Raw genomic sequence first — 23,938 nt, 5'->3', positions numbered from 1 at the left:
GTCAGTTGTCGGTGCGCTGGCGTATTTCAAGCTCGGTGACGGTGATGGATCCTTCGCCGGCGAAAAGCCCGATCCGTCCCGTGGGCAGGTCGTAGATCCGGGTGCTGAGCGCCACCTGCCGGTCGACGACGGCGACGCACAGGTCGCCGTCGACGATGACCTCCAGGGTGTGCTGGCCGGGGCTGAGATCACAGGGGCGCTCCAGTTCAATGTCGAACGGAACGTCCCCCGACACGTGCCATTGGGCGTCTCCGGTGATGGCCCGGGGCCAGCGGTCGAAGACGAGCCGGCCACGTTTCGGTTCCAGGCGCAGAACGTAGGAGTGGTCGCCGTCCTGGCTGGAGCGCAACAGCAGCCCGCATTCGGTGGTGTCGGGGGCGATGTCCAGCACAGCCTTGGCATAGAACTGGCTGGGCAATTCTTCCTCGGATACGACGGCGGTGTAGCCGTCCGGCACGTCCAGCCGTGTGGGCAGCGCGCTCGTCAGTGAAACGGCGACGTCGTCCCAGAAGCTGTCCACGAGTTCGTCGGCGAAGCCGAACGCGAGTGTCCCGTCCGGGTTTTGGCGGGCTTCCAGGACGGACATGGTGCCGGCCCACTGCCAGGGTCCGTCGTCGGCATTGCCTTCCTTGCTGGCGATCCAGCCGAAGAAGAAGCGGCGGCCGTCGCGTTCGGCAGTCTTTGAGGCGTAGAACGCCCGGCCGTCGATGCTGTCCAGGTCCGGGACGGTCCACGGCCCGTCGGGGCTCTTGGCCATGCGGTACCGCGTGGTAAATGATTCGGAGAACTCGGAGTAGACCATGTACCACCAGCCGCCCCAGGAGAAGACGTCCGGGCATTCGTGCGTGATGTACCGGCGCGGATCCCAGAACGGTTCCGAGTACTCCCAGGTCATCAGGTCGGTGGAGACGCACTGGGCAATGACGCCGCGGCGCCGTTCCGGTCCGGTGGAGTGCCGGGCCGCCAGCAGCATCCCCCACCGGCCGCGGCTTTCATCCCGGAACACGAAGGGATCCCGCCAGTCCCCGGACTCGAAGCCGTCGGGAGCACCGAAGGTGAGTTCGGGATGCTTGGTCCAGGTCTGCATTCCGTCGGTGCTCGTGGCGTGCATGACCAGCTGGAGGGGTGCACCGTCCGCTCCCAGGTTGCGCGGGTTTTGCCCGGTGTAGAACAGGTGGTGGATGCCGGTTTCATCGACGACGACGCTGCCCGTGTAGGCATTGAAGTCCAGGTCGTCCTCGGCGCCGTGCTGCAGGGCAACGCCGTGGTCCTCGAACTGCGTGAGGTCCTTGGTGGTGACGAGGTTCCATGACGTGCCGGGTTTCGGGTCCGAGCGTACTTCGTGGAGGTAGAAGAGCCAGAACTCTCCGTCCTTCTCGAAGGGGATGAGGTCACCAACCCATCCATCGGTGGGTTGGAAGAAGACTGAGCGTTTCATCTGCGCTGATGTCCATTCTGCTAAAGCGTTTGATCACCATGAACTTAGCGTCATTACTCGCGGTGATCAAGCGTTTTAGCAATGTTTATTTTTTCGTCCAGCGGCAACCCGCTTCGCTCCGGGCCAGCCCCGAACTCATTTTGATTAAACGCTTGACCATCATCTGTGAATCGCACTATCGTCTGCGTAGCCGGTAAGAGTCCGCGCCCCTCAACGTTGAGAGGAACCACCTGATGACGCACCACATTTCACGACGCTCTGCCTTGCACGGCGCAGGCATCGGAGCCCTTACGCTTTTCGCCGGCAGCGCCGTCCCCGCTGCAGCGCACGCCCGGTCATCCCTGCGGGCCGTGGGATCCCTGCGTGCCGTTTTTCATATGACTCCCCCGTCCGGCTGGCTGTGCGACCCGCAGCGCCCCGTCTATGCCAACGGCGCCCACCAGCTCTACTACCTGCACTCCGGGCAGAATAACGGCCCGGGCGGATGGGACCATGCGACCACCAGCGATGGCGTGTCGTTCACCCACCAGGGCGTGGTGATGCCCTTGCAACCCGATTTCCCGGTGTGGTCCGGATCCGCCGTCGTCGACGCCGCCAACACCGCCGGCTTCGGCGCGGGAACGGTGATCGCACTCGCAACGCAGCCCACCGGCGGTATCCGCAAGTACCAGGAGCAGTACCTCTACTGGTCCACCGACGGCGGCTACACCTTCACGGCCCTCCCCGACCCGGTGATCGTCAACCCCGACGGCCGCACGGCCACCACACCCGCAGAGATCGAAAACGCAGAGTGGTTCCGCGACCCCAAAATCCACTGGGACGCGGTACGCACCGAATGGGTGTGCGTGATCGGGCGGGCGCGCTACGCGGCGTTCTACACCTCGCCGAACCTGCGGGACTGGCAGTGGAAATCCAACTTCGACTACCCGAACCATGCCCTCGGCGGGATCGAGTGCCCCGATTTGTTCGAGATGACCGCCGGCGACGGTACACGGCATTGGGTGCTCGGCGCGAGCATGGATGCCTACAGTGTGGGCCTGCCGATGACTTATGCGTATTGGACGGGCACCTGGAACGGCACGGCGTTCATAGCCGGCAACCTCACACCGCAGTGGCTCGACTGGGGCTGGGACTGGTACGCCGCCGTGACGTGGCCGTCGGTCCAGGCGCCGGAAACAAAGCGCCTCGCCATCGCCTGGATGAACAACTGGAAGTATGCGGCCCGCGACGTGCCCACCGATGCGTCCGACGGGTACAACGGGCAGAACTCGATCGTGCGGGAACTGCGGCTGGAGCGCCAATCCGGCGGCTGGTACAGCTTGCTCAGCACCCCAGTCGAAGCGCTTTCGGGCTACGTCACCGCGACCACCACACTCCCAAACCGCACGGTCAACGGCAGCTCCGTGCTGCCGTGGAGCGGGCGCGCCTACGAGCTCGAACTCGACATCTCCTGGGACGCGGCTGCGAACGTCGGGGTCTCGGTGGGCCGCTCCCCAAACGGCTCGCGCCACACGAACGTCGGCAAGTACGGCGGCGAGCTGTACGTCGACCGCGCACCCTCGGACCAGAGCCGCTACGCGCTCGCGCCTTACACCCGTGCTGCCGCGCCTATCGACGCCAACGCGCGATCGGTGCACCTGCGCATCTTCGTCGACACACAGAGCGTCGAAGTGTTCGTGAACGGCGGTCACACGGTGCTCTCACAGCAAGTTCATTTCGCCGACGGCGACACCGGGATCTCGTTCTACGCCGACGGCGCCCCGGCTGACTTCACCGGAATTACGATCCGCGAGTTCGGCAGCCCCGTTTAGCTGCTTAGCCCGGGCCCGTGGCAAAGCAGCGCACCGCCGTCGTAATTCCCGACGGCGGTGCGCTGCAGGGGTGACTATCCGTGGGTGATCGCGGCACCCAGCAGGCCGAAAAGCCCCCCCGGCCGCCAGGGCAACGAGGGCACGGTTCCTGGTGGGATACAGCCAGCGCACGGCGAACACGGCCACCGCCAGGATGACGCCGTTGACGACGCTGAGGATGACCGCGATCCATTCGGACCCGGTGGCCACCCCGAAGCCTCCGCCACTGCACGGGTTGCCGGCACTTTGATGGTTGCACGCTAACTGCTCCTCAGGACGCACTCGCCCCTAAGATGAGGCCATGGACATCGAGGACACGCTCTGGACGGTTTTGGGCGCCGGGCTGGTTCTGCTGATGCTCGTCGACGTCTTTCGCACGCTCCTTTACCCGCATGGTTCCGGTCCTCTGGGCCGGGCGATCATGCGCGGATTCTGGCTTGTCTCGAGAAAACTGCGGGGCCGGGGCTCCTTCATCGCAGCACCCTTGGCGATGGCCGCAGTCATTGGCACCTGGGCGGCCTTGGCGGCCATCGGGTGGGCCCTGCTTTACCTGCCCCATCTAACCGACGGGTTTGTTTACGGAGCCGGGGTTCCGCTCCGGGCCGACTTTGCCGAAGCCCTCTACATCTCCCTGGTCACGCTTTCCACCGTGGGGTTCGGCGACATCGTGGCAGCGCATCCGGTGCTAAGGCTGGTTGTTGCCCTCCAAGCCGTCACCGGTTTCGGCTTGCTGACAGCAACGGTCACCTGGATCCTGCAGACTTTCCCGGCCCTGAACCGCCGCCGGGCGCTTGCCCACCAGCTGACCCTGTTCCGGGAGGCCGCAGGTCCGGCAGGTGTACTGGCACTGGATCCCGGTCACGCAGCCGGGTTGCTGGAGTCAATTGCCGGAAACGTGGCTTCGGTGAGCATAGACCTGCTCGCGTTCCATGAAACCTACTACTTCCGTGAAATCGAGCAGCGCGGCTCCTTACCCGCCACGGTGGCCTACGCCCAGGAGCTGGCATCCCAGGCCCAGCGCAGCGAGAGCCCTGAACTCCAGTTCGCCGGACGGATGCTCCACGCGGCCCTGGACGGACTCGCCGACGTCCTTCGCGGCAAATTCGGCCATGCAGGAACCACGTCCGCCGATGTGTTCGACAGCTACGAGTTGCACCACAGGCACCGGCGGCCGGGGAACCCGGACCTAAAGTAGCGTCCCAGCTACGGTTCAGCCCTCAGCACCTTGGTCTAGGACCCGGCCACTCCCGCGGCCCGGCGGTCCCTTCCCAAGGCCCCAGCTTACGGAATGACCTGAACTGAAAATTCATCCCGCCGTAACATCCCGCACAGAAGCACCTTAATAGTTATTTAGTCACTTTGGTAACATGGCCATCATTAGCGCCAAGGTGTGTCATGCGCCACAGCGGGAGATCTGCCTCGGGGCGGGCCCAACACGATTCCCAGTGTTGCCACCGCACCGGGGCCGGGCCGGGAAGTCCAGGCGACACGAGATGACCGTCAATGATTAGCCGCACCCCCACGTCAGTCCGGAGCAGGTTCGCCGCGCGCGCCCTGGTGGCGGTATTTTCAACACTCGTGCTGCTGCCGGCCACGGGCGCACAGGCCGCACATCTCCAAGCCCCGAAGCTGCAGGCACCTGCCGCAACCAGCGTTCCCCCAGCGGCCACAGCGGACATCCAGTCGGCGGCCATCGGCTCCGGCCTCGGCCCGGCGACCTCCGCCGTCGTCTGCGGCCTCGCCAACGGCGGCTGTTACCAGAACTACCAGTACGGCAAGATCCACTGGTCCCCAGCCACAGGCGCCCACATCTCCACTGGGGCCATCGGTACCGCGTGGGAAGCGCAGGGCTGGGAAAACGGGCCATTGGCCTACCCTGCTTCCAACGAGGCCAAGGGACTGGCAGGCGGCGGCGCGTACCAGACCTACCAGCGCGGCCAGATCCATTGGTCCCCGGCCACCGGTGCCCACCCCACCACCGGCGCGATCGGCACCGCGTGGGCCGCGCAAGGTTGGGAAAACGGGAAGCTCGGCTACCCCGTCAGCAACGAAGCCACAGGCCTCACCGGCGGCGGCGCGTACCAGGCCTACCAGCGCGGCCAGATCCATTGGTCCCCGGCCACCGGCGCCCACCCCACCACCGGCGCGATCGGCACCGCGTGGGCCGCGCAAGGTTGGGAAAACGGGAAGCTCGGCTACCCCGTCAGCAACGAAGCCACAGGCCTCACCGGCGGCGGCGCGTACCAGGCCTACCAGCGCGGCCAGATCCATTGGTCCCCGGCCACCGGCGCCCACCCCACCACCGGAGCGATCGGCACCGCGTGGGCAGCGCAAGGTTGGGAAAACGGAAAGCTCGGCTACCCCGTCAGCAACGAGTACGCGAACGGTGCGGGCAGCATCCGGCAGGACTTCCAGGGCGGGTCGCTCACGTGGTCCGCCGGCAGTGGCATCGGCCAGCCGTCGTCGGCGTCGTTGGCCAATAGCGGCAAATACCCGGTCCACACGAACATCGTTGCCACCACGTTCTGGGTGGGCGAGATTTTCAACGCCAGCGTCTCGGACGGGTCGCAGGTCTGTTCCACCTACGATTCCCAGTGGGCGTACCGCCACACCGGGGTCAAGCCCTACCTGACGCCATCCACAGCGTCGGCGTGCCCGGGCAGTAGTTACGGCGGCTGCGACGGTGTGAGCTCCGGGACTACGGCTGCTACCTTCGTCTGCACTACGGAACGCCGGACCGCGGCGAACGGGTACTTCCCCACCAGGCAGCCCACGCCGAAGCAGAACCCGTTTTACCTGGACCTGCCGTACGACGACGTGAACGACCCCACTGCCTTCGCCCGCCGCTGCACGGACATCCCGTGGGCCGCCGCGGACAACGCCACCTCCGGGGTAAACAACTGCGCCAACAGCAATTACAGCTATATGAAGAACCGCTGGGTCCAGCTCACGGGCCCGAACGGGAACGTTTGCTACGGGCAGATCGAGGACGCCGGACCGTCCAGCGGCTCGCTTTACCACGACGCCGGCTACGTCTTCGGCAGCAACGACGCCCGCCCTGCCAACACGCAGTTCAGCGGAGACGCCTCCCAGGGGGCAGGAATGGATGTATCGCCGGCCCTGAACGGTTGCCTCGGCTTTGCCGACCTCGACGGCGACAACGACCACGTGTCCTGGCGGTTCGTGGACTCGCCGCCCGCCGGACCGTGGACCAAGGTGGTGACCACCAGCCAAGCGGCGCAGTAGCCGCCCGGCGATGACGACGGCGCCCCGCGCGTTACCCGCCCGGCGTCGTCCCCGCATGTCCCACGTGAGACGCCCGCGCAGCCTCGTAACTGCTGTCGAACGGCAGGGTGTCCATGTCCAGCAACGGGTTCCCGTCCTGGGTGGTCACCAACTCGCGGGCTGTCTCATCCGATTCCACGTGAGCGTGGCCGGGCGGTTCCGGCCGAGATCAGAAGGAACACGGGGATCGACAGCGACTGGCCGCCCACCTCAATGCCGGCAAGCGTTATGCTGGCACCCTCGGCTGAAGACGCCCGGCCGCCGGATCGCACCCCACGGAGCTGCCATCATGGCCGACGCCACTGCCCCCGCAGTCCCCACTGACACCTTCCCGGGCACCGACACCACCGCGGATCCCGACGCCGGCCTCCGCCAGCTCGCGGCCGACACCTTCGGACTCCCCCGCCTCCGCGCCGGCCAGCTGGCCGGAATGCGCGCCCTCGTGTCCGGCCGGGATGTGCTCGCCGTGATGCCCACCGGCTACGGCAAGTCCGCCATCTACCAGGTGGCCGCACTCCAACTGCACCGAAACGGCCCAGGGCGCGGTCCCGCCGTCGTGGTTTCCCCGCTCATCGCCCTGCAGGAGGACCAGCTGGACGGCCTGCTGGAAACACTCGGCGGGAAGGCCGCCGTCGCCATCAACTCCGGCCACAGCGATGCCCAAATCAACGACGCCTGGAAAGCCGCAGAGAGCGGCGACGCCGTTTTCGTCTTCCTCGCCCCCGAACAGCTCGCCAAGACCGAAACCGTCGAACGGCTCGCGGCCTTGGACGTCCCGCTGTTCGTGGTGGACGAGGCACACTGCGTCTCCTCCTGGGGCCACGATTTCCGCCCCGACTACCTGCGCCTCGGCGAGGTCCGCGGGCAGCTTGGCAACCCGCCCGTCGTCGGCCTCACCGCCACCGCCTCTCCCCCGGTGCGCGACGAAATCCAGCAGCGCCTGCGCATGAAAGACCCCTTGGTCCTGGTGCACGGCTTCGACCGGCCCAACATCCGGCTGGAGGTCATCCGCCACCACAAAGACAAGGACAAGCGCCGAGCCGTGATCACGCAGGTGGCCGAGCTCAAGGGTCCCGGACTGCTGTACGCGGCCACCCGCAAGGACACCGAGGCCTACGCCGCCAAACTCACCGCCCTGGGCCTGCGCGCCGAGGCGTACCACGCCGGCCGGAAGCAGAGCGAGCGCGACCGCGTCCACGAGCAGTTCCTCGACGACGGGCTCGACGTCGTTGTAGCCACCACCGCTTTCGGCATGGGCATCGACAAACCCAATGTCCGCTTCGTCATCCACGCGGACATCCCTGATTCGCTGGACAGCTACTACCAGGAGATCGGCCGCTCCGGGCGAGACGGGCAAGAGGCCGCCGCCGTCCTCCACTACCGCTCCGAGGACCTGGGCCTGCGCACATTCTTCGGCACCCACACCCCGGACGAGGAATCGCTCATGACTGTCCTTGAGGCACTCCGCGCCGCTGGCGGGCCGGTCAAGCAGAAGGCCCTCGCCGAGCAGACCGGCTTCTCCCCGCGGCGGCTCACCGGAGTGCTGAACCAGCTGCAGGAAACCCGCGCCGTCCGCACCGGCAAGCGCGGCGTCCGGCTGGACGCGGGCGCCAAGCTGCCCGCGGTGGTGGAACGCGCCGTCGAACATGCCGAAGCACGCCAGCGGGTGGACCGCTCCCGCATCGAGATGATGCGCGCCTACGCCGAGACGGACGCCTGCCGGCGCCAGTTCCTGCTGGGCTACTTCGGCGAGGACCTCCCCGAGCCCTGCGGCAACTGCGATACCTGCACCGACGGCTCCGCCTACGCAGAGGATTACGACGACGCCGCCGCGGCCGCCGCGGGCGGTGACCCTTTTCCGCTCCAGGCCTCAGTTGTGCATAAGGAATGGGGGCCGGGCCTGGTGATGCGGCATGAGGAGGACACGATCACGGTGCTGTTCGAGCAGGAAGGCTACAAAACGCTGTCCCGCCAGGCCGTGACGGACGGGAAGCTGCTGACGCTGGCGACGTGACGGGGCCGGTCAGATAAAGGCGCTGTTCGGTAGGGTCGGGTCATGGACAGCGTCACGTTGGTCAATTTCCTGTTGGTCCTCTTTTTTGTGCTGCTGGGCGGCGTCTTTGCCGGTACCGAGATGGCGCTCGTGTCCCTGCGCGAGAGCCAGGTGCGCCAGATCGAAAAGTCGGGGAAAGGCGGGGCCCGGACCGCCGAACTGGCCCGGAACCCCAACCGGTTCCTGTCCACTGTCCAGATCGGCGTGACCCTGTCCGGCTTCTTCTCCGCCGCCTACGGCGCGTCCACCATTGCGCCCGACGTCGAGCCCATCCTGGAAGGCGCGGGCTTCGGCGCCGCTGCCCAACCGGCGGCCTTCATCGGCATGACGCTGCTGGTGGCCTATCTTTCCCTGGTGCTGGGCGAACTGGTGCCCAAGCGGCTTGCCATGCAGAGCGCCGTCGGCTTCACGAAGGCCCTCGCCCCGCCGCTGATCGTCCTCTCACAGATCATGCGCCCGGTCATCTGGCTGCTGTCCGTGTCCACCGATGCACTGGTGCGGCTGTTCGGCGGTGATCCCCACGCCAAACAGGAAAGCGTCAGCTCCGAGGAACTCTGGGACATGGTGGCGGAGAGCGACATGCTGGAAGAACACAGCCGCAACATCCTGAGCGATGTCTTCGGCGCCGGGGACCGCACGCTGCAGGAGGTCATGCGCCCTCGCACCGAGGTGACCTTCATCGACGGCACCATGACTATTGCGGATGCACGCAGCATGGTGCGGGACGGCCCGTTTTCACGTTTTCCCGTCATCGGCCGGACTCCGGACGACGTCCTCGGCTTCGTCCACATCCGTGACCTGATGCCCCGTGAGGGTGATTTTGACCGGGGCCTGGTGAAGGACATCGTCCGCAAGATCCTCCCGCTTCCCGGGACGAACAGGGTGCTGCCCACCCTGTCCCGGATGCGCCGGCTTGGCCATCACATAGCGCTGGTGGTGGACGAGTACGGCGGCACGGACGGCATCGTCACCCTGGAGGACCTGGTGGAGGAACTTGTGGGCGAAATCTACGACGAGTACGACACCGGTGCCGACCACGAGGACCGCGTCACCCTTGCTGACGGTTCCCTCGACGTCGACGGCGGCCTGATTCTCCAGGAGTTCGCGACGGCGTCCGGCATCGCCCTCCCGGAAGGCCACTACGAGACAGTGGCCGGGTTCGTGATCGACCGTCTGGGCCGGCTGCCGCGGGTTGGGGACCGGGTGGAGGTGCCGGGCCACGTGCTGACGGTTCTGGCGATGGACCGGCTCCGCATCGCGAGGATCCGGGTGACGCCGGCGGACGGGAAGACAGTTGGGCCGTCCTCGGGGTGGTAACCGATCGCCGTGTGGACGCCGTCAGCCGGCCCCGGACAGGCGGACCGCAGTCAGCTTGTATTCGGGGCACCCCGTGACCTCATCCTCCACCGGGGAGGTGAGGCCGTTGACCGCGGCACCAGGGAAGTGGAAGCCCGCGAAGACCTGGCCCGGTTCCACCTCGTCCGTGATCCTGGCCTGCAGGATGGCCGTCCCGTGCCGGCTGCCCAACCGGACGAAGTCGCCGTCGTGCAGTCCCAGTGCAGCAGCGTCCCCGCGTTCGACGTCGACCGTCTCCCGGGCGAGCAGGCGCAGGTTGTCGGTGCGGCGGGTCATACTGCCGGAATTGTAGTGCTCTGCCCGGCGCCCCGTGATCAGCAAAAACGGGAAGTCCGCGTCGCATTGCTCGCCCGGAGGTAGGTAGGGCCTGGCGGCCAGGTGCGCCAGGCCGTCCGGCGTGGCGAAGCGGTCCTGGTAAAGGCGTGGCGTCCCGGGGGAATCGACGGATCCGCACGGCCAGTGCAGCGGCCCCTCCCGGTCCAGGCGCGGGTGCGAGATACCACCAAAAAGCGGCGCCAGCGCTGCGCATTCCGCCATAGCCTCCGCCGGTGTGGCGCACCCAAGGTCTGCCCCCATCCGGGCCGCGACGGCGTGCAGCACCGCGAAGTCGGTGCGGACACCGGCAGGGGGCGCCACCGCCTCCCGGACCCGCTGGAAGCGCCGGTCGAAATTGACGAACGTGCCGTCCTTTTCCAGCCACGCGGCCACCGGGAAGACGACGTCCGCGGCGGCGGCCGTCGCGGAGAGGAACAAATCGTTGCAGATCACCAGCGGGCAGGCCGCCAGTGCCGCCCGCACCGAGGTGCTGTCCGGGTCGGTGGTGAGCACATCCTCGCCGATGACCCACAGCGCCTTCAATGTCCCGGCGCGGGCGGCCGCAAACATCTGCGGGATCCGAAGCCCGGGCAGCGGCGGCACATCGGCCCGCCAGGCCTCGGTGCACCGGGCACGCGCTGCAGGGTCCAGGACCTTCTGGTACCCGGGCAGCAGGTCGGGCAGCGCCCCCATGTCCGAGGCGCCCTGGACGTTGTTCTGCCCGCGCAGCGGGTTCACCCCTCCGCCGGTGCCCGGCCCCACGGCGCCACGCAGGAGTGCCAGGTTGGACAAGGTCCGGACACCGTCCGTTCCGTGCCGGTGTTCGGTCACGCCGAGGCCGTAGAAAATGGCCGGAGCCACTGCTTGCCCGTACACGACGGCGGCCCGCACCAGATCGTCTGCCGGGACACCGGAGATCCCGGCTACGCGCTCCGGCGGGTAGTCCCCGAGCAGCCCCAGCAGCTCCCCGTAGCCGCTGGTGTGCGCGTCAAGGAAGGCCTCGTCCACCAGCCCCTCCCGTGCCAGGACGTGCGCCAGGCCGTTGAACACAGCCACGTTGGTTCCCGGCCGGGGCCTAAGGTGGACGTCCGCGTGCCGGGCCAGCGAGGTTAACCGGGGATCAACCACCACCAGGCGGGCGCCGTCCATGACCCGCTGGAAGATGCGGGAGCCCACCACCGGGTGGGCGGCCGTCGGGTTCGCGCCGACCAGGAGGATCGCGTCACACCGGTCCAGGTCGTCGAACGGGTTCGTCCCGCCTCCCAGGCCGAACGTGGCGGCCAGACCGGCCGCGGAGGGGGCATGGCAGAGCCGGGAGCAGTTGTCCACATTGTTGGTCCCCATGACGGCCCTGGCGAACTTCTGGGCCAGGTAGTTCTCCTCGTTGGTGGCCCGGGCCGAGGAGATGACGGCGAATCCGTCCGGGTCCGCGTCCCGGATCCCGGTGAGCCTTGCGGCCACGTATCCGGCGGCCTCGTCCCAGGTGGCCGGGGCGAGCGTCCCGTTCCGGCGGATCAGCGGGGTTGTCAGGCGTTCGGCGGAACCGAGGAACCCGTGGGCAAACCGTCCCTTGACACAGGCGTGTCCATGGTTCACCGAGCCCTCACCGGCGGGCCGGATGGTCATGATCTCGTTGTCGCGGGTGGAGACCTCGAGGCTGCAGCCGACGCCGCAGTAGCCGCACGTGGTTAGGGTCTGCCGTTCGATCGGCAGCAGATTCAGCAGCCCGGGTTCAGACAGTGCCCCGGTGGGGCAGGTGTCCACGCACGCCCCGCATGAGACACAATCGGATTCCGCCCAGGGACCGCCCGTCCCGGGCGCCACCACCGTCCCGGCTCCGCGACCCACCAGCGTGAGGGCGAACGTGCCCTGTATTTCCGCGCAGGCGCGCACGCACCGCCCGCAGGCAATACAAAGATCTCGGTCGAGCTTGACGTACGGGTGGGAGTGGTCAAAGCCGCGCTCCGGCGGCAGGACGGAACCAGCGGCGGCAGCCACCCCGTACTCGGCGCATTGCCTGGCCAGTTCGCTGCGGTCGACCGGAACGTCCAGCGCCCGGGCCGGCAGCCCCGCGACGATGGCCTGCAGGGCATCACGCCGGATCTCCCGGGACGCCTCAACGCCGATGCGCAGCCCGTCCTCGGCCGGGGTGCTGCAGGCGGCGGCCGGGCCCCGGCCGGAGATGTCCACCAGGCACGTCCGGCAGGAGGCCACGGTGCTGAGCCGGTCGTCATGGCACAACGTTGGAAGGGCCAGGCCGGCCGCCCGCACAGCCTCGAGCAGTGTGGCTCCGGCCGGGACCTCGACCTCGCGGCCGTCAACCTGGAGCTTCATGGCGTCCACCCCGCCAGCCCGTACACGCGGGCGAGGCTTTGCACCGCCGCCGGCACCCGCCGGCCGAAGGCGCACAGGCTGCCCGCGGCCATGGTGCGTAGCACCTCGCCGCGCTCACGGCTTTCGGCAGGGCCATCCGGCCGCTCCGCCAAGCCACGGCCGCGCCACGACCCTACCCGGCAGGGCGAGCACTGTCCGCAACTCTCTTCCGCGGCAAAGTCCCACAGGTTCTGCAGCACCTGCCCGCCTGTGAGCCTGTCATCGAAGGCGACGATCCCTGCGTGGCCGAGGGCGGCCCCGTGCTTGGACAGCGCATCATCACTGAGCGGAATGTCGAGGTCTTCGGGGCCGAGGAAGCCGCCCAGGGGCCCGCCGATTTGAAGGGCCCGCAGTATCGCCCCGTCGCGAAGCCCGCCCCCGAGGTCATCGACGATCCGCCGGACCGGCGTGCCGATCTCCACCTCGTAGGCGCCGGGCCGACGGAACCTCTCCGACAGGCACGCGAGCACGGTGCCGGCCTCGTCCGCGGTCCCCAAGGCGGCGTACGCCGCTCCGCCGTGCTGCACGATCCACGGAACAGCACTCAGCGTTTCCACGTTGTTGACCACAGTAGGCCGGCCGTGGAGTCCCCGGCCGGTGGGGAACGGCGGCCTGGAACGCACGACGCCGCGCAGTCCCGCGAGCCCGTTCAGCAGGGCCGTTTCCTCACCGGAGACGTAAGAGCCTGCACCTTCAACCACGTGCAGGCCCAGGCTGAAACCACTGCCCGCCGCGTCCGGGCCGAGATGCCCGGCAGTGCGCGCCTGGGCCACGGCTTCCCGCAGCCGGGCGGCCGCGCGAGGATACTCCGAGCGGACAAACACGATGCCGGTGGCCGCACCGACGGCGAAGCAGGCCAGGGCCAGGCCCTCAAGCACGCGGTGCGGGTCCTCCTCCATGAGCAGCCGGTCGGCATAGGACCCGGGGTCCCCCTCGTCACCGTTGGCCACCACCACCCGGGGGGCAGGGTGCTCAAGCGCGGCCCGCCATTTCGCGGCGGCACGGAAACCTGCCCCGCCCCGCCCTCGCAGTTGCGCGGCCTCGACTTCGGCCAGAACGTCCTCGGGGTTTGCAGAGGCAGCGACGCCGGGCCATACCGACCACGGCTGCGAGCCTCCGAGTAGCCCGGCGGTCACCACAGGGGCTCCGGTGTCGCAGGCCACCGGGATGGGCGGTGCCGTCCGCGGGGCGGATCCACCCAGTTGTGCTGCCAGGCCGGGCCCGGCCAGCGCGTCGACGCCGTCCAGGGCTGCGGGACCGGAGAAGCAGTAGCCCAGGCAGCGCACTGCCTGGAGCGAGACGGAGCCGTCCTCGCTCCGGCTCCCGGCGTGCACTCCGAGTGCCGCCTCTACCTCCGCGACGTGCGTTCCAGCGGTGGCCACGAAGCAGGCTGCCGCTGCGCAGACCCGGACGTGGCGGGCTCCGCGGGTCGCGGTGAAGTCGGCGAAGAAGGTTGCCGGACCTTCGACCGCTGCCGCGGGCAGGCCCAGCGTGCGGGCAATGTCAGCGGGGGCGGCACGGGAGGAACGCAGCGCGTCCGGAACGTCGCCGATCGGCCGGTCGAAGCGTCTGGCATACCGGAGGAACGGATCGTCATTGCTCCGGTCCCGCCGGCCCTGAGGTTCGGCGCTGGGTTCCTGCATGCGTCCAACCCTCGCCTGCGCGGCCCGTGCGGGGAAGAGTCGAAAGTCCCCGCATGGCCATATAGTCCCCTCAGCTCAACCGCCCGGCGTCGTTCCCGTGTGGCCCGCGTGCGACGCCCGCGCAGCCTCGTAGCTGCTGTCAAAAGGCAAAGTGTCCATGTCCAGCAGCGGGTTCTCGTCCTGGGTGGCCACCAGCTCGCGGGCTGCCTCGTCCGAGTCCACGCTGGGCATCGACCCGGGCAGGTGCCGGCGGGCGGATTCCGGCAGGAAGTAGATGGTGACCACGGCGATCGCCGAGGTGGCCATCAGGTAGTAGGCGGGCATCATGTCATTGCCGGTCGCCTGGATGAGGGAGGCAATGATGAACGGGGTGGTGCCGCCGAAGATGGCGACGGCGAAGTTGTAGGCGATGCCCATGGCCCCGTAACGGTGCGCCGTGGGGAACAGTGCCGGCAAGGCAGACGCGAGGTTGGCCACGTAGAACGTGACGGGGAAGGCCACCAGGGCCAGGCCCGCGAGGGTGGCCGGGACGGTTCCCACCGCGATCAGGCTGAACGCGGGGATGGCCAGGACCACGGTGCTGACCGCGCCGATCCACAGCACGGGGCGGCGTCCGATCCTGTCCGAGAGATGGCCGGTGAGCGGGATGCACAGCGACATGACCACCAGGACAGGGATGGTGAGCAGCGTTCCGTGGATCTCGTCGTACCCCTTGTTGCTGGTCAGGTACGTCGGCATGTAGGAGGTGAGTGCGTAGCCCACCGTATTGGCGGCCGCCACGAGGATCATGGCCAGCACGATCCTGCGCCAGTAGGCCCTGAAAATTCCTGCCGGGCCCATGGCGCCGAGCACCTCCCCCGTCTCAGGGTGCCGGGCTGATTCCTGTTCCGCTTCCAGGGTTGCCTGGAAGACGGGTGATTCCTCGATCTTCATCCGGAAGTAGATCGCCACAATGCCGAGCGGCCCGGCAATCAGGAAGGGAATGCGCCAGCCCCAATCCTCCATCTGGTCCTGGCCCAGGGTCAGCTGCAGGACCGAGACCAGCGCCGCTCCCAGGGCAAAGCCCAGGTAGCTGCCCATGTCCAGGAAACTGGCGAAGAAACCGCGGCGCTTGTCCGGGGAATGCTCACACACGAACGTGGTGGCTCCGGAGTACTCGCCGCCGGTGGAGAAGCCCTGCACCAGTTTGGTGACCACCAGCAGGACGGCGGCCCAGATTCCCAGCACCGCGTAGCCCGGGAGGAGGCCGACGGCGAACGTCGCGGCCGCCATCAGCATCAGGGTCATGGCCAGCACCTTTTGGCGGCCAATCTTGTCACCCAGCCAGCCAAAGAAGACGCCGCCGAGGGGCCGGGCAATAAACGTGGCACCGAAGGTTCCGAGCAGGAACAGGTTCTGCACCGCTTTATCGGCCTCGGGCAGGAACACCGGGCCCATGGTGGTGATCAGATAACCGAACACCCCGACGTCGTACCACTCCATGGTGTTGCCGACGATGGTGCCGCCCAGCGCCTTCCTCAGGGTGGGATGGTGAACCACGTTGACGTCCGTGACGCGGAGGCGGCGCTTTTTCGGGCGTTGAACGGTCATAGCTGCGGCCCTTCCACGAAACGGCCAAACCCAGGTGCCCGGCAAGCGTGCCGAACTGTCGAGAGGAGCCACTGCGGCTCACGTGCGGTGCTCCGACCATTTTCCCACCGCTGCCCGCCCTCCTCAATGACCCGCGCACATTATCGAGATGATGCGCGGCTACGCAGAGGATTACGACGACGCCGCATGAGGAGGACACGATCACGGTGCTGTTCGAGCAGGAAGGCTACAAAACGCTGTCAGAGGACCTTGGACAGGAACGCCTTGGTCCTTTCATGCTGTGGATCGCTGAGGACCTGCCGGGGCGGCCCGGCCTCCACCACCACGCCTTCATCCATGAAGACCAGGGTGTCCGCCACTTCCCGGGCGAACCCCATCTCGTGGGTCACCACAATCATGGTCATGCCGCTCTTGGCCAGTTCCTTCATGACGTCCAGCACCTCGCCCACCAGTTCCGGGTCCAGGGCACTGGTGGGCTCATCGAAGAGCATCAGCTTCGGGTCCATGGCCAGTGCGCGGGCGATGGCCACGCGCTGCTGTTGGCCGCCGGACAGGTGCGCCGGATAGGCATCGCCCTTGTCCGCCAGTCCCACGCGCTCCAGCAGTTCCTTGGCCCGCGCGGTGGCTTTAGCCTTGGAAATGCCTTTGACCCGCATGGGGGCCAGAATGATGTTCTCCACCGCGGTCAGGTGCGGAAACAGGTTGAACCGCTGGAACACCATCCCGATTTCCTGGCGCTGGAAGGCTGCTTCCTTGAGCTTCAGTTCGTAGAGCTTGTCCCCCTTCTGGCGGTAGCCAACCAGCTGGCCGTCCACCGAAAGCCGGCCGCCGTCAACCCGTTCCAGATGGTTGATGCAGCGCAGGAACGTCGACTTGCCCGAGCCGCTGGGCCCCACCATGCAGAGAACCTCCCCCGGGTTGACCCTGAGGTTGATTCCGCGCAGCACCCTATTGGTGCCGAAATTCTTGGAGACCTTCTCCGCAAGCACCATCGGCGCGTCCGTCATCCTTTTCCTCCAAAGTCATTGCTGAGCGGTCCGCCGTGAACGCCGGGGCCGCCGGGAAGCGCGGCAGGTGCCGGTTCCGGCGTCGTGCCTTCCTTGCCCGTTTTGGCGCGGCCGGTTCCCCGCGAGAACCGCTTTTCAATGAAGTGCTGGCCCACCATCAGCACTGAGGTGAAGAGCAGATACCAGAGCGACGCCACAATCAGCAGCGGCACCGGCGTGAACGTCACGGCGGAGATACCGCGGGACACCCCGTAGAGGTCAACGCTCAACGGGATCGCCGCCACCAGCGAGGTGGTCTTGAGCATCGAGATCACCTCGTTGCCGGTGGGTGGAATGATGATCTTCATGGCCTGCGGAACCACCACGTACCGCATGGTCTGCCCCCAGGACATGGCCAGCGCCGTCGACGCCTCCGCCTGCCCCTCGTCCACTGACAGCAGCCCGGCCCGCACAATCTCGGACATGTAGGCGGCCTCGTTGAGGGCCAAGCCGATCACCGCGGTGATGAAGAGGTTGGTGAACACCTCATTCGGGATGGTGACCCACGGGTCCATGAACGGGATGCCCAGCGTGAATACCGGATAGATGAGCGCCACGATGCCCCAGAACACCAGCTGCACGTACACCGGGGTTCCCCGGAAAATCCAGATGTACAGCCAGGCGATGCTCTTCAGCACAGGGTTGGGCGAAAGCCGCATGATCGCCAGCAGCAGCCCGATCACGATCGCGCCGATCATCGCGTAGATGGTCAGCCACAGGGTGACCCACGCAGCCTGGCTGATCCGACGGTCGAAGATGTACTTGCCCACGTCCGCCCAGCCGTAGTCCGGGCGCTGGGCGGCATCCAGCACAAAGACTGCCAGCCCGATGATGAGGAGCACCGCCACCACATTCCGCCAGGGGTGGCGCAGCGGGATGGCCACGATCGCTTCCGGCGGCGCGCCGTCGTCGTCCCCTGCCCTGCCGGCCCGCGGCTTCCTGGCGGGATCCGGCTTCCTGCCGGGGTCCGCATTCCTGGCGGGGTCCGCCTCAATCATCCGGCCGGATTCCGGCTCGCTCATGCTGTATCACCCCTTGGCTGCCACGTTGAGGTCCGCCGTTTTGATTCCGCCGGCTTCCACTCCCCACTTGGACAGGATCTTGGTGTAGGTGCCGTCGTCGATCAGCGTCTGCAGCGCCTTCTGGAGGGCCGGCGTAAATTCGCTGCCCTTGGCCACGGGGATGCCGTAGGGCGCCACTTCGAACGCGTCGCCGGCGGTCTGCAGCTTGTCCTTGGTCTTGGAGATCGCGTAGAGGGTAACGGGCGAATCGGCGCTCATGGCATCCACCTGTCCCACCACCAGGGCGTTGGTAGCCTGGTCCTGCGCGTCGTACTTGAAGATGGTGATGGCCGGCTTGCCGGCGTCGGTGCAGGCCTTCGACTTGGCGGGCACCTCGTGGGTGTCCTCATACGTGGTTGCCTGGACGGCCACCTTGAGCCCGCAGGCGTTGTTGGGGTCCACGGTCTTGCCCTTCGGGGCGGCCCACTGGATGCCGGCGGAGTAGTAGTTCACGAAATCCACCTGCTTTTCGCGTTCCAGCGTGTCCGTGAAGGAGGACATGCCCATGTCATCCTTCCCCGCGCGCACGGCGGGAAGGATGTTGTCGAAGGTGCCGATGTCGAAGTTGACCTTCAGGCCCATTACCTGGCCCAGGGCGTTGGTGAGGTCCACGGACCACCCTGCCGGCGCTCCGTTATCGTCCTTGAACTCGTTGGGCGGGTAGTTGTTGGCCATGCCGACGTTGAGCACGCCGGCGTTCTTGATCTTCTCCGGCAGCATCGCGGCAACGGAATCATTCTTTTTCACGTCGACGGCGTCAGCGGTGCCGGATGCGCCGCCGGTGGCGGGTGGTGCGCTGTTGTCGACGCAGCCGGAGAGTGTGAGCGCCGTGGCTATGGTGAGGACGGGAAGGAGGTATCGGGTGCGCATGGCTTCCTTAGCTATTCAGGGAGATTCTCGGGGTGCCCGCGGGTCTGCGGGAGAAGTGCACTGTGTACTTGTTCAGAACTCGTTAGTGCTTGTTGCCTGACGCCGTTGATTCAAGGATTTCGCCGGAATGACGGATGTCCCGGAGAATCTCCCCGCCTCGAGCTTTCACCTCGGAAATGCTGGAAACGCCTACTAACGTCATGGTACGCCGGAGTTCGTCCGAGAAAATCTCGATGATGCGCCCGACGCCCGGCGAGCCCGCCGCCACCAATCCGTACAGGTAGGCCCTGCCGATCGAGCAGGCATCGGCACCCAGCGCCAGCGCCTTGAGGACGTCGCTCCCCCGCCGGATGCCCGAGTCCACATAGATCTCAATCGAATCGCCCACCCGCTGCCGGGATTCCTGCAGCACATCCATGGGACTGAGCATGTGGTCCAGCTGCCGGCCGCCGTGGTTGCTGAGCTGGACGGCATCCAGGCCGATCAGGGCGGCCTTCTCGACGTCTGCCGGGTTGACGCAGCCCTTGAGCACGATCTTGCCGTGCCACGCCTGGCGCAAGGCTTCCAGTTCCTTCCATCCGCTGGTGGCATCGGAGTGGCCAAGGATGTGCTGCCACATGGACGGGGTGACCACGGAGGTGGCCGCGGCACTGCGCGGATCCAGGTTGGGAAAACTGATGCCGTCCGACGTCAGGAAGTTGATCCACCACGAAGGCCGCCGGGCGATGTCGGCGATGGTTGACAGCGTCAGCGCCGGAGGCGCGGTGAAGCCGTTGTGGAGGTCCCGTTCCCTGGCGCCTAACGCCCGGGTATCGACGCCGACAATCAGGGTGGTGAATCCGGCGGCTTCGCAGCGCGCCAGTTTGTCCTTCAGGGCCTGCGCGTCGGAGGTGAGCCCGAAGTTGAACCAGCGGTCGAGGGCCGGGTGGTTCTCCGCAATTGCTTCCATGGACACGGTGCTTAGCCCGGCCAGCCCGTAGGGGATGCGCGCCCGGTCAGCCGCGGCGGCGACGGCCAGCTCGCCCTCGGGATGGAACAGGCGCGTTGCGCCGGTGGGCGTCAGGGTCAGGGGCAGGGCACTTTTCTTCCCGAGCAACGTGGTGCTGGTGTCGGGTCCGGAGACCGGCCCCCAGCTGGGCATGAGGGCCCAGGAATCGAAGACGGCGCGGTTCCGGCGGAGCGTCACTTCGTCTTCAGAACCGCCGTCGAGATAATCGAAAATCCCGGCGGGCAGGACTCTCCGTGCCGATTTCCGGTATTCCTCCACATTAAAAGCGTTGGCCAGCACACGGCGTCGTCGGGATAATACGGGGGCTTTGATCTGGACGAGCTGCCTGGCTTCGCTGATTTTCAATGACGGCCTTTCCAGTGCGTGCATGCGTTATGGTTCAGCGTAGGAAGCGGAACTCCGTGCCACTATGGAGATAGCGACAAATTGAGGAGCTCCGCGTTAGCAGCAACTACCAAACAGTGAGTCGGGCGGCACCGTGAAGGTGTTTCCCGCGGCCGCGAGTCATGCTTTGCCTACGCTCGCAGATGTGGCGCGCTCGGCCGGATCGGAAATTGTCAGCCTCGTCGAAATGCCGGCCGATGACCAGCAGGTTGTCGCGGGCTCGGTCTTGTACGACTCGACGGCCACGCCCGCCACGTTCCCCGGCGCCGTTGCCCTGGCCATCGGCCTGTCGCTGTCCGGCAAACGCCTGCGGGTGAAGGTCCGGGAACTGAAGGACGCCGGCTACGTGGCAATCGTCTACAAATCCAACGGCAACCCGGACGCCGCCCTCCGGGCAGCCGCCCGGGAAACGGGGCTGGCCCTCTTCCGTGCCTCCGACTCGGTTCCGTGGAACCAGCTGGCCGAGATCATGGACGCCGCCGTCGTCCCGCACCGGCAGTCAGGCCGCACCCTGGTGGACATCCGTCCCGGGGACCTGTTCGATCTGGCCAACACGGTGGCGGCCCAGGCCGGCGGTGCCATTGCGATCGCCGATCCGGACCAGACGATCCTGGCCTATTCCACCCTCCCGGACCAGCCCATCGACGAGACCCGGCGCAGCTCCATCCTGCGCCTGCACGTTCCCCATTCCGTGCAAACCGACAAGGACTACCGGCGTGTGCATGCCGCGAGCGATGCGCTGGATGTGGCGACGGCGGACCCCCGGCTCCGGCGTACAGCCATCGCCATCCGGGCCGGCGGCGCCGTGCTGGGATCGCTCTGGCTGCTGGAACGCGCCGACCACCACAACGAGGACGCGGACCGGATCCTGCGTGAAGCCGCCAATGTTGCCGCGCTCCATATCCTGCACAAGCGCACCACGTACGTCTCGAACCTCACCCGCCAGATGGATCTGGTTCAGCCGCTGCTGTTCGAACCCGAGCGCGCCGAGCTGGCCGCCATCCGGCTGGGAATATCGGCAGCTTCCATCCGGGTGGCCGCCCTCAGCGTCTGGCCGGCGGACGCCATAGCGGCCGAAACGTTGCAGTCACGTCTCCGGCTCTTCGACACCATCCGGACCGCGTGCGCCATCCGGGTGCCCTCCGCAGTCTGCGGGCTCTCAGACGGCATCGTGTACATCGTGCTGCCGCAGAGCACCGAATCGTCCCTGCAGTTTCAACGCGGCGCGATCCTCAAAATCGTCCAGAACGCACGGCGGCTTCTCTCACGCCCGGTGCTGGCCGCACTGGGGGCAGCGGCTACGATCGACCGGCTTGCTGAGTCCAGGGTCAACGCGGAACTGGTCCTGTCCGAGCTGGTTCGCAACGTCGTCGAGGGTCGAATATCTGCCGACTCCGATGACGTGGTGGCCGACGACGAATCCCTGGGTTCGCGCCTGCAACTGCGGCAGATCGCCTCGTCTTTGACGGCGTCCGGCCAGCTGCCCGGGACCCACGCCCTCAGGATCGCCGAGTACGACGAACACCATAAGAAGTCCTTCGAAGAGACCATCCACGCCTACCTGAGCTGCGGTGGCAACGCGATCGAAGCCGCCAAGTCTCTGGACGTGCACGTCAACACGGTCCGCTACCGCCTATCCCGGGTGGAGACCCTCTTCGGCATCGACCTGGACGATCCCGAAACGCGCCTGCTCGTATGGCTGCAGTTGTGGGCGAGGCACAACCAATAGAGCCGCTTCTTCCGTCAGCTTCTTTCGTCAGTGTCCGCAGGATGCCAGAGTTTAACCATGAAAGTGGAAACCGGCGGGCTGGTCCTGAACCTGGAGTGCAGGCTCCCTGCGCCTCCGGAAGACATCTTCCGGATGCTGACCGAATCATCCGAACTGGTGCGGTGGTGGGGACCGCACGGCTTCACCATCCCGTCAGCCGAACTGAACCTCGCGGAAGGCGGCCGCTATTGGTTCCGCATGGCACCACCGGACGGTGAGCCGTTCCACCTCTCAGGCGAGTTCCTGGAGATCGATCCTCCCTGGCGCCTCGTGTACACCTTCCGTTGGGAGGAACCGACGCCGGATGACCGGGACACCGTCGTCGACCTTTCGCTCCAAACGGCCGACGACGGCACGCGCCTGGCGCTCTCGCAGGGACCGTTCCTCACGGAGGAACGGCTGGAACTGCACCGCGGCGGCTGGACTGAATCGTTCGAGAAACTGCAGGCGCTGGTAGGTGGCCGGGGTTAGTCCCGAACCATGTGCGGTTCGGTGGATCAGGGGTCAAGGCTTCTGGGACGCCGCCGCATGAGGTTCAAGATCGGCGAGAGTGAGCGGATGCGCGGGGGCGTCCGGGAAGGGGTACGTGGCGGTCACCGTCAAGGACTGATCGACGTGCACCAGTTCGCCGGATGTCATGGGACGCCAGGCCGGGTTATGGTCCATCGGTTCGGTAGCTAAAAGTACATGCGGATTGTAGGCAAGTTCCGTGCTGCGGGAGTGGATCCGGTTGCTCCGCGCGTCCAGAGGGGCCGCCGGAGCCGGAGCAGCGGCCGGGTCCCGTTCCAGAATGTATAACTCGTGGGCTGCCGGGTACCTGAGCGCCCACAGGTCCGTGGCCGTGGTGACGATGATGTTCAAGCTAAAGACGGGCAACTCCGCAGCGACCCACTTGATCGCGGCGGTGATACCTTCCCCAACGGCACCTCCGGCGCGGCGGGTCTCGGCAGTGATGAGCGCGAAGAGTCGTTCGCTGTCGGTCTGGCCTAACACGAGGTCCGCAGCGCCAAGCTCGATCAAACGCTGATCGAGCCGTTCGAGATCACCGAAGGCCCCGTTATGGGCAAACAGCCGCCCGTCCTGCTCGAACGGGTGGGTGTTGACCAGAGTATGTGCGCCAGTGCTGGCATACCGCACGTGGGCCAGGAAAGTCGTGCTCTTCAGGTCCCGTGCCTCACGGGCGAAAGCGTGATCCTCCCACGCGGCAAGGGGCTGTTTCGCTACGCGGGGCCTACCATCGGCGTCGAAAGTCCCTATGCCGGCGCCGTCGGGCTCCCGCCGGCTCTGGTCCGCCAGGCTGTCCGGGGCGTCCAGCAGCCAGAACGTGGCTCGGACCGGTCGGGAACCGGCGTGCAGCGCGAATAGTCGGCACATGGCAGGCTGTGAAAGCAATCAGTCAGTGTTTCAATCCCTTCGCGTAGGCGGCCTGCCCCACGTGCTGGAGGCAGTCGGCAATCGTGCTGACCAGCCGCACCCCGAGGGTGACGGGCGGGTCCCAGCGGGTGTCAACGATCCGGTCCAGATCCTCGTCGCCGAGGGTCTGCAGGAAGTCCGCGGTCTGCCGGTGGACGGCGTCGTAGTATTCGAGCAGCAGCTCCGGCGGGGCCTTCACCGAATCCACCTGCACGCTGGAATGGCCGTAGCCGGTGTCGCGCTCGCGAAGCGGGAGGTTGAAGCGGTCCACGAACCCCTGCGAAATCCACACCTGTTCCAAGCCCGCCGCCGAGGCGACCTGCGCATCCTCCACCCGGCCAAGGTGCCAGATCAGCCACACAATCGGGTTCCCGGTTCCCGAGGGCCGGCGGACCAGAACGTCATCGTCCACCCATTCAAGAGTGTCCGCCACAGCCTCGCGGATCCGGCCGAAGGCGTCCAGCAGCAGTTCGTTGGATTTCAT

The 23,938-nt window shown here is 66.9% G+C and carries 17 protein-coding genes; 7 read left to right on the top strand and 10 right to left on the bottom strand.

Annotation, left to right across the window (positions count from 1 at the left end):
* Position 1: 1 nt before the first annotated feature.
* Positions 2-1,438 (bottom strand): GH32 C-terminal domain-containing protein, encoded by a 1,437-nt coding sequence (locus ACSQ1X_RS05025; protein ID WP_436056876.1) that lies wholly within the window; start codon positions 1,436-1,438, stop codon positions 2-4.
* 233 nt (positions 1,439-1,671) lie between these two features.
* Between ACSQ1X_RS05025 and ACSQ1X_RS05020 the strand changes: the two genes are divergently transcribed.
* From ACSQ1X_RS05020 to ACSQ1X_RS05000, 5 genes are all read left to right on the top strand, one after another.
* Positions 1,672-3,249: a glycoside hydrolase family 32 protein gene (locus ACSQ1X_RS05020; protein WP_436056875.1), complete on the top strand. Its 1,578-nt coding sequence runs from the start codon at positions 1,672-1,674 to the stop codon at positions 3,247-3,249.
* A gap of 340 nt (positions 3,250-3,589) precedes the next feature.
* Complete coding sequence (locus tag ACSQ1X_RS05015; protein WP_436056874.1) at positions 3,590-4,483, top strand: potassium channel family protein; 894 nt, start codon at positions 3,590-3,592, stop codon at positions 4,481-4,483.
* Between the two features lie 308 nt (positions 4,484-4,791).
* Positions 4,792-6,534, top strand: coding sequence for a hypothetical protein (locus ACSQ1X_RS05010; RefSeq protein ID WP_436056873.1), 1,743 nt, complete (start codon positions 4,792-4,794; stop codon positions 6,532-6,534).
* 328 nt (positions 6,535-6,862) lie between these two features.
* Positions 6,863-8,587 (top strand): RecQ family ATP-dependent DNA helicase, encoded by a 1,725-nt coding sequence (locus ACSQ1X_RS05005; RefSeq protein ID WP_436056872.1) that lies wholly within the window; start codon positions 6,863-6,865, stop codon positions 8,585-8,587.
* Positions 8,588-8,629: 42 nt separating this feature from the next.
* Positions 8,630-9,943, top strand: coding sequence for a hemolysin family protein (locus ACSQ1X_RS05000; protein WP_436056871.1), 1,314 nt, complete (start codon positions 8,630-8,632; stop codon positions 9,941-9,943).
* A 21-nt stretch (positions 9,944-9,964) separates the two neighbouring features.
* On the opposite strand, the gene fdhF is transcribed toward ACSQ1X_RS05000, so the two are convergent.
* The 7 genes from fdhF to ACSQ1X_RS04965 form a co-directional block, all read right to left on the bottom strand.
* A complete protein-coding gene (fdhF, locus tag ACSQ1X_RS04995) occupies positions 9,965-12,631 on the bottom strand; it encodes a formate dehydrogenase subunit alpha (RefSeq protein WP_436056870.1) in 2,667 nt (888 codons plus the stop codon).
* A complete protein-coding gene (locus tag ACSQ1X_RS04990) occupies positions 12,628-14,313 on the bottom strand; it encodes an NAD(P)H-dependent oxidoreductase subunit E (protein WP_436056869.1) in 1,686 nt (561 codons plus the stop codon). Before ACSQ1X_RS04990 ends, fdhF begins: the two co-directional genes overlap by 4 nt.
* Before the next feature lie 75 nt (positions 14,314-14,388).
* Positions 14,389-15,903, bottom strand: coding sequence for an MFS transporter (locus ACSQ1X_RS04985; RefSeq protein ID WP_436056868.1), 1,515 nt, complete (start codon positions 15,901-15,903; stop codon positions 14,389-14,391).
* 239 nt (positions 15,904-16,142) lie between these two features.
* Entirely contained in the window at positions 16,143-16,910 is a 768-nt protein-coding gene (locus ACSQ1X_RS04980; RefSeq protein ID WP_436056867.1) for an amino acid ABC transporter ATP-binding protein, read from the bottom strand.
* Positions 16,907-17,971, bottom strand: a complete 1,065-nt coding sequence (locus ACSQ1X_RS04975) for an amino acid ABC transporter permease (RefSeq protein ID WP_436056866.1) — start codon at positions 17,969-17,971, stop codon at positions 16,907-16,909. The genes ACSQ1X_RS04980 and ACSQ1X_RS04975 overlap by 4 nt, the downstream gene beginning before the upstream one ends.
* A gap of 6 nt (positions 17,972-17,977) precedes the next feature.
* Complete coding sequence (locus tag ACSQ1X_RS04970; protein WP_055799251.1) at positions 17,978-18,880, bottom strand: ABC transporter substrate-binding protein; 903 nt, start codon at positions 18,878-18,880, stop codon at positions 17,978-17,980.
* Between the two features lie 82 nt (positions 18,881-18,962).
* Positions 18,963-20,258, bottom strand: a complete 1,296-nt coding sequence (locus ACSQ1X_RS04965; protein ID WP_436056865.1) for an alpha-hydroxy acid oxidase — start codon at positions 20,256-20,258, stop codon at positions 18,963-18,965.
* Positions 20,259-20,400: 142 nt separating this feature from the next.
* Between ACSQ1X_RS04965 and ACSQ1X_RS04960 the strand changes: the two genes are divergently transcribed.
* Together ACSQ1X_RS04960 and ACSQ1X_RS04955 are read left to right on the top strand one after the other, a co-directional pair.
* Positions 20,401-22,002: a PucR family transcriptional regulator gene (locus ACSQ1X_RS04960; RefSeq protein WP_436056864.1), complete on the top strand. Its 1,602-nt coding sequence runs from the start codon at positions 20,401-20,403 to the stop codon at positions 22,000-22,002.
* Positions 22,003-22,059: 57 nt separating this feature from the next.
* Positions 22,060-22,512, top strand: a complete 453-nt coding sequence (locus ACSQ1X_RS04955) for an SRPBCC family protein (RefSeq protein WP_055799258.1) — start codon at positions 22,060-22,062, stop codon at positions 22,510-22,512.
* Between the two features lie 33 nt (positions 22,513-22,545).
* On the opposite strand, the gene ACSQ1X_RS04950 is transcribed toward ACSQ1X_RS04955, so the two are convergent.
* Both ACSQ1X_RS04950 and ACSQ1X_RS04945 read right to left on the bottom strand, forming a co-directional pair.
* Entirely contained in the window at positions 22,546-23,433 is an 888-nt protein-coding gene (locus ACSQ1X_RS04950; RefSeq protein ID WP_436056863.1) for a class II glutamine amidotransferase, read from the bottom strand.
* Positions 23,434-23,437: 4 nt separating this feature from the next.
* A complete protein-coding gene (locus tag ACSQ1X_RS04945; protein ID WP_436056862.1) occupies positions 23,438-23,938 on the bottom strand; it encodes a mycothiol transferase in 501 nt (166 codons plus the stop codon).

It is taken from the genome of Arthrobacter sp. LjRoot78, assembly GCF_964254335.1.
GTDB lineage: Bacteria > Actinomycetota > Actinomycetes > Actinomycetales > Micrococcaceae > Arthrobacter.
This window is presented reverse-complemented; position numbering and strand designations above follow the sequence as displayed.